The organism is Paraburkholderia sp. RL17-380-BIE-A, assembly GCF_046028085.1.
In the GTDB taxonomy this organism is placed as follows: Bacteria; Pseudomonadota; Gammaproteobacteria; order Burkholderiales; family Burkholderiaceae; genus Paraburkholderia.
Genome location: NZ_JARESQ010000009.1, coordinates 312,518 through 321,595, shown reverse-complemented (window position 1 = coordinate 321,595; position 9,078 = coordinate 312,518). Strand labels below are relative to the sequence as shown.

8 protein-coding genes are annotated in these 9,078 nt (G+C 54.8%); 6 read left to right on the top strand and 2 right to left on the bottom strand.

From position 1 onward, the window contains the following. From P0D68_RS17990 to P0D68_RS17965, 6 genes are all read left to right on the top strand, one after another. A partial coding sequence (locus tag P0D68_RS17990; RefSeq protein WP_408298312.1) for a DUF2345 domain-containing protein occupies positions 1 to 859 on the top strand: 859 nt, incomplete at its 5' end. A 2-nt stretch (positions 860 to 861) separates the two neighbouring features. After that, positions 862 to 2,289 (top strand): hypothetical protein, encoded by a 1,428-nt coding sequence (locus P0D68_RS17985; protein ID WP_408298314.1) that lies wholly within the window; start codon positions 862 to 864, stop codon positions 2,287 to 2,289. Beyond that, positions 2,286 to 3,062 (top strand): hypothetical protein, encoded by a 777-nt coding sequence (locus tag P0D68_RS17980; protein WP_408298316.1) that lies wholly within the window; start codon positions 2,286 to 2,288, stop codon positions 3,060 to 3,062. The genes P0D68_RS17985 and P0D68_RS17980 overlap by 4 nt, the downstream gene beginning before the upstream one ends. A 315-nt stretch (positions 3,063 to 3,377) precedes the next feature. Then, complete coding sequence (locus P0D68_RS17975) at positions 3,378 to 3,827, top strand: hypothetical protein (protein ID WP_408298318.1); 450 nt, start codon at positions 3,378 to 3,380, stop codon at positions 3,825 to 3,827. A gap of 180 nt (positions 3,828 to 4,007) precedes the next feature. Further along, complete coding sequence (locus tag P0D68_RS17970; RefSeq protein WP_408298320.1) at positions 4,008 to 4,391, top strand: hypothetical protein; 384 nt, start codon at positions 4,008 to 4,010, stop codon at positions 4,389 to 4,391. Positions 4,392 to 4,601: 210 nt separating this feature from the next. Then, on the top strand, positions 4,602 to 5,363 hold the full coding sequence (locus P0D68_RS17965) for a hypothetical protein (RefSeq protein ID WP_408298322.1): 762 nt from the start codon (positions 4,602 to 4,604) through the stop codon (positions 5,361 to 5,363). A 417-nt stretch (positions 5,364 to 5,780) separates the two neighbouring features. On the opposite strand, the gene P0D68_RS17960 is transcribed toward P0D68_RS17965, so the two are convergent. Further along, a complete protein-coding gene (locus P0D68_RS17960; protein WP_408298323.1) occupies positions 5,781 to 7,088 on the bottom strand; it encodes an SEL1-like repeat protein in 1,308 nt (435 codons plus the stop codon). 2 nt (positions 7,089 to 7,090) lie between these two features. After that, the gene (locus P0D68_RS17955; RefSeq protein ID WP_408298325.1) at positions 7,091 to 9,076 is read right to left on the bottom strand and encodes a phospholipase D-like domain-containing protein; all 1,986 of its coding nucleotides are present in this window, start codon (positions 9,074 to 9,076) and stop codon (positions 7,091 to 7,093) included. Positions 9,077 to 9,078 lie beyond the last annotated feature (2 nt).

Sequence of the window (9,078 nt, the reverse complement as noted above, 5' to 3'; positions counted from 1 at the left end):
TCTCGACGTACGCGAAGCAAATAGCCAACTTGTCAATTCCGAAAGCGTGATCGAAGCGCTGTCGCAGGCGAGCGAAACCCATCAGGCAGAAAGCCTGAAAGACGGTCACGACTCGCTTAAAACCTTTACCGATGCGACACAGAGCAGCGTAGCGGGCGCAACAGGTAGCGGCGGCAATACCGCAGGCGGAGGCACTGGCAACGCCAACGGCTTCAAGGAGCCGATCATGCTGTTCGCAACGCCATCGGGCATCGGGATGTCGACACAACGGTCAGCACACGTCGCTGCGACTGAGCATGTCAACATCATCAGCGGCCAGAGCACGCACATTGCGACAGGCAAGTCGCTGCTCGTGAGTGTTGCCGAAAAGATCAGCCTTTTCGCACAGAATGCCGGTATGAAGCTTTTCGCGGCGAAAGGAAAAGTCGAAATCCAGGCGCAAGGCGATAACCTTGAAATCACCGCCCAGAAGACGCTGAAGTTGCTCTCCGCGACGGAGAGGATCGATGCGGCTGCGAAGCAGGAAATTCTGCTCACGGCGGGGGGCGCGTACGTGCGCATTTCCGGCGGCAACATCGAGATTCATGCCCCCGGAAAAATCGATATCAAGGGAGCTCAGCATGCTTTCAGTGGCCCGACGAGTCTAGATCGAACCTACAACTCCGAGGGAAAGAAAGCAGACATGCGGATCCGTTACATGGACGCGGAGGGCAACGTGCCGGAAGGCGAGCCGATCAAGCTCGCGTCCGAGGACGGGGTGGTGCACAACGTTGTCCTGGATGGAGAAGGAAAAGGCGAGTTGAACGGAATCGATTTCGGCAGGTTCGTGGCCGACCAGGTCAAGCGAAGCGGAGAATAGCCATGGGCAATCGTCCCCTGATCCAACATACCGTGTGCATCGATTTGCCGGGTGAACCGGTCGAGTGCTGGGCCGAAAGCGATATCACCGTTCTGCTTCGCAAGCACCGCGACGTGATATTCGACGTGCACCTTCTCAAAGGGAAAAGCTACACCGTCGAAGCGACCGATGACTGGTTCTACGACACGCGAAAAAAACAGCGCGTAAAGAGCGCGACGTTCCAGGACGGCGAGCGTCTCCACGTTTGGATAGGTCGTGACTTCAAGGGTTTTCTTCTGTTGAAGGTCGGCACGATTGAGCTGCAACGCTACTCAATGTTGCTTCTCAACACGGATAACCACGGGGAAGACCCAAAAACAAAACCCGAACCAATTATCTTGACCTACGGAGCGCAGACAGGGATCAGCGCGTCTCCACAGCTCGCGCTGTTTGCTCCCGGCGGGAAGCCGTTCGTCACTCAGCCTGGGTTGGCCAGTCATTTTATGGAGCCGAGCTGGCAGACAGGTTTGACGCCTTACCCGAGCACGACGGCGTTCCTCGATGATCCATTCAGCTGCAAACGGCTTCTGCCGGTGAAGTTGCCGCCTGCCACTCATCCGGCACCTGAACAGATCGGGCATGTCTTTGAAGTGGACGTCACCACCATTCCTTCAGACCTGGTCAAGTTGCTCGAAACAGGCGGCGCTGACGAAACGGCCATTGATACTCAGAAAGTTGCGACGCGCAACTGGATCATAGGCCAATTCATTGGCACGGCTGGATACTTCGGCGACAATTTCCCGTGGGTGTCCGAGCTATGGAAGTCCAACTTCAGGCTATTGAGGATTGTCCACAGACGAGCCGGACCCAAGTGGTACATCGTCTTCAAAGGCAGTCTTAAATCCCGTGAGGAAATCACCGCGGCGAAATACTCGGTCAAGAACTCAAAGATATTCGCGATAACAGGCGGGGCGGGCTCGGCCGAGTCGATGGCGCAGTCGGCATGGAAGAGCGCTAAAGGCGCGGTGACGACCAAGGCTGGTGTCATCACGATTGTGCTCACCATCGGACTCGATTTTGCTGAGTGGTACAACGATTACAAGCAGGTCGACAATGCGGGGCATCGCAAGAAGGACTGGTTCGATCTGTTCGCAAAGATAGGAATTGATCTCGCCGTCGCCGGCCTGACCGCTGCGTTGACTTCATTGATAGTGGGTGGTCTGGCGACCGCCAGCATTGCTGCGGGTCTCGCCACCTTCCCAGTTGTCGCGACTGTAGCCATTGCGATCGGTGTCGCCGTTGGCGTTGGCTACGTCGTCAACCTGATCGACAAGAAGGTGCATTTTACGGATTGGGTCGCATCCAAGCTCCGCGAGGCGGCGGCGTTGTACGAAAAGAACATGCCGACTGACTATAATCCGTACTCGCCAATGTTTGGAGGAATGCCGTGACGCATGTTGCAGAGGATAGAGACACCAGAAGCCAACTGCGTTCCACGATCTTTCGCGGCCTCGGCGCCACCGTGCTGCTGCACGGATTCTCGATCGTTCTGGCGTTCGCGGCGTATCGCTACGACTTTGAGGTTTCGAGTTTGCCAGGACAGATCAACGTCGCACTGGCGGTGCTTTGCATTTTCTCGCCACTCGTTGCTCTATTGGTCTTTCGAAACACAAGACGATTTGTCGTTTACGGTTGGGTGCGATTGTGCAATCTACTATCGGCCTATACGTTGGTCGGTATTACGTTCTACTACTTCTATTTCATTTTCGCGCCCATCTCCACACCAGCCAGAACGATCGGCTTGTTGGTAGGCGGTATCCTTACGCTCTATTGGCTTGGATTTGCGTATCGTGCGCTGAGGACCTTCATTCAGAAATCAACGTTCGTCGAAAAAGCGTTTAGCGCCTCAGGCGCGTCGATTCAGTGCGACGACCGGTTCTTTGAAATTCTCAATAAGTTGTACGAGGAAAAGAATCCGTTCCCTGCCTGGCACACGTGGATCGTCATGGGAGTGGCACCTTTCTTTCTGGTGCTCAATCGGCTGCTGTCCACCTATTTCGGCTCGCAAGGGGTCTTATTTTTCATCGCGGCTATCACGTTTCCTGCATCACTTTGGCTCATTGGCCTCACGGTTCGAGTCTTTGTCACAATGATCCAATTACCGCTATCATTGGAAAAAGTCTCCGGCAAATCTGTCGAGATCAGTGCGGACGCTGTGTTTTAAAGTGTTGCGGCGAAGAAGCCACCTAGTGAGGGCTGGAAGCTTATCCTCCGGTCCGATTCTATTAAGAAATTTTGACCGTCGCCTGCGCAGCAATCGCATAGTTCTAGGGTCACGTTTTTCAAAGCATCGTCCACTCGGATATCGTGACAGACTTCGCAGGTTGATTTACTTACACACGGTGGCCCGATCAAATCGCGGCCTCCCGATCGCCCCGGCTTTCTGCAACCTTTAGAAAATGCGCCATTCCTTCTGCAAGGTTTATGTCCTCGCGGTCGTCTCGAGTCCCAGCGTGTCCAAACTAGGGAGGGCCCAACAATGATGTCCGGCGCCTTTGATTTTTGGACAGGAGAATTGACTGTTGACACAGGGGCGAAACTCGCGCCATGCCGCACGACTCGAGCGGACTTGATTGCAGCAGGTTGGACAACGCTGGACTCCCAGAGCGACTGGGAAACGTTAAGCGTCAACAAGATTATGATCTGGGGGTACTCGTTTGCGGTGTCGGCACGATTTCACGAGGGCAGGTTTGTCGCGATTGACTGCCTTTGGAATGATGGAAGCATCCTGAGGCAAGACTGGTCGGCCACTGAAGACGACCTCATTCGGGAGAAAAAAACTCTGTCCACACTAATCGCGTCAAAAGGGCAGACCGCACCTGCTGTCACTTCACTCGGTGTCGATGCGTTTGGATTTAGTTGGGGGACAATATCGGTTCGCGCCGATCCGCGGTCGATGATGGTCCTGCTGTCGATTGCGTATACCTGATCATCACGCGATCGCGCATGTCCATTTCAAAGAGGATGAGTGCGTCAAGGAAGACAGCGGCCAATGCCTGGACTTGTTTGCGGATCGTATTTCGTCGCGACAGGTCATGCTACTCGTGCGCTGCACTACAGAGTACCTAGCCCTGGGCCGCGCACAATCAAACGCCACCGACGCGAAGTGATGACAGCACCGTCGAGAACCTTGCCGGCAACCGGTACGACGTGGTGCTATAGCATCGGAGCCTACCAGCCTTCAACAATCGCGCTTCAAGGTGTGTCCCGAGGTATTGCAGGCGATGCCATCGGCGGCGCCGAAGCACTCGCGCGCATCAAAGAAGTGACCGACTCGAATACGCCGGTCAACGCGACCCGGGACGGGCAGCGGAAACTGCTTGTGCTTCTGCTCGCCAAGGACAGAGAGTGGTCCGACGATCTGACCGAAAACCTTACCTCGCATCCCGGCAACGATCCCGAGATGCCGTCACCTATCGCCCTATTTCCCAAAGTCATGTCATCGCTACTTGGAACGGACATGTTAGCGCCCGGACACACACCGAGCATGTGACGTCATTGCGTATTTCGGGGATGTCGAACGGACGTTTCGGCGAAGCCGAAATACGCAATGTCATGGTTTCGATCGATCGGGGATCGATGAAGCACGCGGCCGAATATCTGGAAAAGTCGATGTCCAAAGACTATGATCAGTACCCCATGATGTATGTGCCGTGAGACGGCATCCACTGGAAAGCGAACCGAGATGCCACGATCGCAATCGATGACGAAACCCGAGACCGAACCAAAAGACGCAGTTTGGGAGATGACGAAGAAAGCCACGCCGGCGAACTTCATATTTCCCATACTGGGCGCCGGCGTGTCGTACGCGGCATATGCAGATGATCTTGCAGTATCCGGATGGCCATGGAAAATCGGACTACTGGTTACGCTGGTTTGCCTCTTTGTACCGCTTACTGCCTCGACGATGTACCGCCGTTCGAATCTGCTGTGGGTATGCGGCTTGATACTATCGATTGCGACATTCGCTATGTACTTCTTCTTTGGCATATTCGCCTATTTCTACTATTTCGTGTTTGCACCGATGGCGCCCCTTCTGCGTTGGCCGGGGCTGCTTGGTGGAATTGGACTAACGCTGTACTGGGCTGGCATGTCAAGGCAAACGGTGTTGCATACGATCACAAACACCTCCTTCGTAAAACGGGCCTTCGAAGAAAACGCATCCGACTTTCGTTATCGAACGCAAGCGGGAATGGCACTGTTCGAGCGGCTCAATAAAGAGCGCTCGCCTTTTCCAAAAATCTATTCCTATATCGTTCTCGGTATCGCGCCGTTCTATCTGATACTGGGTCGGCTACTGTCGTCAAATTTCGGGGCGAACGGTGTGTTGTTCGCTTTGGCGGTGTTGGGCATGCCAGTGTCGCTCTGGTTTGCCGGCCTGCTTGTCCGCGTCTATCTCGTGATGGTCAGCCTACCTAGAAAACTGGAGAGGGAACATCACAAGCCGGTGTTGATAGCCGATTAGGAAAACGGGGCATTCTACGCAAGGCGATGCCGCATGCATATCTTGGGACCAAGGGCTTTTGCCGAGCGTCATGGAAACTGAAGGTAGAAAACGATCTGCAAATCTTCAAAGTCAGACTTCGATAGAAGTCGAACCCTGAGAGTCGACCAGTCTCGGTGGCGGATTGCACTGACAGATGCAGAGATCGTCGCCCAGTGCTACCCGTCAATCGTCCAGTCCAGTCATCGCTAGGCGCGGCCTGTCGCACGGGATTTTCCAGGTCGAATGGCAGCCTGAGCATGAGACATCGTCGCCGGGCCCAATTTGACGCCCCGGCAATTCGAATGCGGTTGATCAAGCGATGACAGTCCCGTTCGAAGTAGCGTTGTCACTGGTTAGAATCAGAAATCGCTTCGTGCTCGGTCTGTTCTTTGCCGGTCAGGCCTGGTCGCTGTAGGCGATCAATTGCCATTCAACCTGCGCGGTATGCTGTCGGGCTCCGATCCAGCGGTCTAGCAATACAACCTTTCGCGGCTCATGCACGACAACCGAGGGTAGCGTGTCTCCCTTCAGGAAGCGCCTCTGTGCGTCGCCAGTCTGACCCGCTTCGAGTTTCGCGCACCATACGCCGCCTTCCGGACATTGCTCACCTGTGCGCGCGACAGTACCAAGTGGCACCTTTGTCGCGACAGTTACCGGCCGCCCATTCTGCGATGTCCTACTCGAGGCTCCGGCCAGCGGCAGTCCCGTAGCCGGATCGAGACTCTTCTCCTTGCTCAGCTTGTCGATGAGTTCATCTGACGGCTTCTGCGGCGATACGGCCGCCGCCCGCTCTTTCTCCCACTGGAATGTGCCATCCCACTGCGGCAGTTTGGCTGGCGGCAGCGGGACGATCTTGTCGATGTCTGGGATCTTGGGGTTCTTGCCATCATTGCCGTTGATGAATTTGCCGATCAGCTCGTAGCGGCGTGTGCGCTCTGGATCGTTTGGCAAGCCGAGAAAATACAGGCGGTCTGATGGCGGCGGTCCTTTGAATCCGTTCCCCAAAAACGATGCTGACTGCGCATCGCCGCTCTCCACACCTTTCTGGAAAACCTTCACGGCATCAGACTGGAGGTCATCATTCTTAAGGTTGACACCCAGCGGACCCGCAGTTGCGCCGTAGCCCTGATCGACTGCACATTGACGCATCTGTCGAGCTATATCCGGGGCCTTGTCGTGCGGCGACAAAAGTTCGCCGACGTACCCTTGCGCTTCGGGGTTTCCCAAGTCTGCCGCTTTACGGAAGTAGCGTAGCGATGCCTCGGAATCTTGTTTCAAGCCGTAGCCGATTTCGAGGTAATGGCCAATATCGTAGTAGCCGCCCGGTATGCCCTGTTCAACCAGTTGCGTAGCAAGAGATATGGTTTCGTTTGGGGCATCAGGCGAATCGGCCAGGCCCTGCGAAATCAAGAGTTGCGCGTTGTGGTTGGCTTTGTAATGACCATGGGCTGCCGCAATCCGGTAGTAACGGACGATATCGTTAAAGTTCTTTGGACCATCAGCGCTCTGCAGAAAGCGGGCGTATTGGAACAGAACGTCTGCCTGAGGATCTAGGACCGGCAAATGGTCAGCCTCGTGCGTGCAGGTAAACGCAAGATTGGCGCGCACGGCGCTCATATCGGGCAAAGAGGTCAAGGGATCGTCCTTATGCGTACAACCAAACAGGCTGAAAAACAGTGCAGCAATCAAACATTTTCTGAACATGGTCAGTCCGAGTAACTGCGAACATTGGAGGTTCGCATAAAACCAACGAGAGACGCATACGGTGCCTTTTTGCCTGCACTTTGCAATTCCGTATTGTTTGTAATGATGTCGCGCCACGCACCGAAAGCTGTTTCGGGGTTATCGTCCGCGCCGCGGCCAGCAGTGTGAAGACTCCACAATCGCCGACGCAAATCTGCGGAAACCTTTCCGTTGTCGTGGCAGATGTTCAACTCGCTATCGGCCTCCATGCTACGCGTGTTGATGTTCGCGGAGCCGAGTGTCATGAAAGCATCGTCGACGGTCATTAGCTTCGCGTGCACGTAAACCGGGAGCCAAGTGCCCGGCAACGAATCAGGTGCAACTAAGGTGCACACATGAACCTTGAGTCCCGTGATCTCCGTGGGGACAATTTGCTTGCTGCGATCGGCCGCGTCACGGCGCTGTTGTTTAATGTCAGTCAGCTTTTGCCAAAGGTCCTGTTGATTCATTCTGTTCTGCTGGAGGTATTGCATCGCTCCAGCAGCGGATGAAAAATCAAATCCAGAGATTTCTACTTTCTTTTCTGCTTGCTGTTCCCGTTCCAGTTGCGCTTCCACGTCTTTTTGCTCGCTCTCCAGACTATCTGCTCGTTCCAGACGGGTCACTTCCGGGATCGTATCCTCACGGCCGAGTGCGTGGAGCATACGGTAAGTGTTGACTGTACCAGTACCGACTGCCGCGTCGGTGGAATTGGTGACGACGAAAAGATAGATGGGGTTCTTGGCGAGATCGCGCCCCCAGCTGGCTTGTTGTTTGACCGCCTGCTTGATCTTCTCTGCAAGCGGCGGCCATCTGAAATACTGGTTTTCGATAAAAATGTGTTTTGTGACATTGTTCACTGCCTGCAGGTACATCTTTTCGATGTCACGACTTCCCGCCTGTGATTGCGTACGTAACACCTGCGCCATCAAAGCCGTGTCGCCTGCCGTATTTCGATAGGCGCTCAACTGCGTGGCAGCGCGCTTGCGCGATTTGCCCAGACTTTGGCCCGTCGCGTCGTCCCATGCCTGACAGAAGTTGTCATTTAAATATTGCAGCACAGGGCCGGTGACCCGGCTCGAGATATCCTGCCATGGAGAAGGGCCACTGCGCCCAAAGCGAGGATGCATCCGTGCGAAACTGTGCGCGTCAGTGTCCCAATACTGATCCAGCATGTTATGACCCATGACGAAACCAAGCGCGAGGTCGGGATATTCATAATCGACCAGTACCATTTTCTGGTGGTGAGTGGGTTCGAGCGCGCCCATCGAAGCACTGTTTTGCGCAGCGGTTCGTGTATCTCGCGCCGAGTCTTCACCATGCCAAAAAGTACGCCAAGCTATTTCAATTCGATTGGCTGGGTTGAAATCTCGTGTGGCGAATTCGAAATTCTTGAATGCCTCTTTCCGATCAATCCGTCGCACCGCCGCATCGGCTAATGCCCCGGGCATGGGTAGACGCGAAGTTACATTGGTCAGGTTGGCACGCCTATACCACTCGGTATCGAATTCCAGTTCGGTGTTATTTTGGTAGTCGGGTGACAGCATCGACATGTGAGCATAGATCGATTTTCCGAGATAGGGCTTCACTGCGGTCGCCGCATTGTTACCAGGCATGTTGTTTTCGCTCCACTCCGCCAGGTGGATGTCATCCTGCCAGCAGAGCAGTCTCACCTTGATTCCTTCCTCTCCTTTCTGCACGAGGAGCTGACCGATCGGTACACCACTACCGTTGCGCTTGAAAAGCATCGACGGCTGAAAGCCCCAGCAGATGATATCGACGGAATGTTTTGCAAGGGCGATGGCGTCATATACCGCGCCGAATGCTTCTTCCCCATTCACCAACGGTCTAAACGTACAGGCCGCCGGATTGTATTCGGTTCGCTGCACAAACCACGGCAGAGTTGTCGTCGCGCTCTTCGTGCTGTTCAATGCGATCGGTGTGGTGATGGTCGAATTCGGTGTTGCCATGA

What these genes read in the sequence shown, in the direction of transcription:
- P0D68_RS17985 (WP_408298314.1), top strand. Translation starts at nt 862, where the DNA reads ATGGGCAATCGTCCCCTGATCCAACATACCGTGTGCATCGATTTGCCG.
- P0D68_RS17955 (WP_408298325.1), bottom strand. Translation starts at nt 9,076, where the DNA reads ATGGCAACACCGAATTCGACCATCACCACACCGATCGCATTGAACAGC.
- P0D68_RS17960 (WP_408298323.1), bottom strand. Translation starts at nt 7,088, where the DNA reads ATGTTCAGAAAATGTTTGATTGCTGCACTGTTTTTCAGCCTGTTTGGT.
- P0D68_RS17975 (WP_408298318.1), top strand. Translation starts at nt 3,378, where the DNA reads ATGATGTCCGGCGCCTTTGATTTTTGGACAGGAGAATTGACTGTTGAC.
- P0D68_RS17965 (WP_408298322.1), top strand. Translation starts at nt 4,602, where the DNA reads ATGACGAAACCCGAGACCGAACCAAAAGACGCAGTTTGGGAGATGACG.
- P0D68_RS17970 (WP_408298320.1), top strand. Translation starts at nt 4,008, where the DNA reads ATGACAGCACCGTCGAGAACCTTGCCGGCAACCGGTACGACGTGGTGC.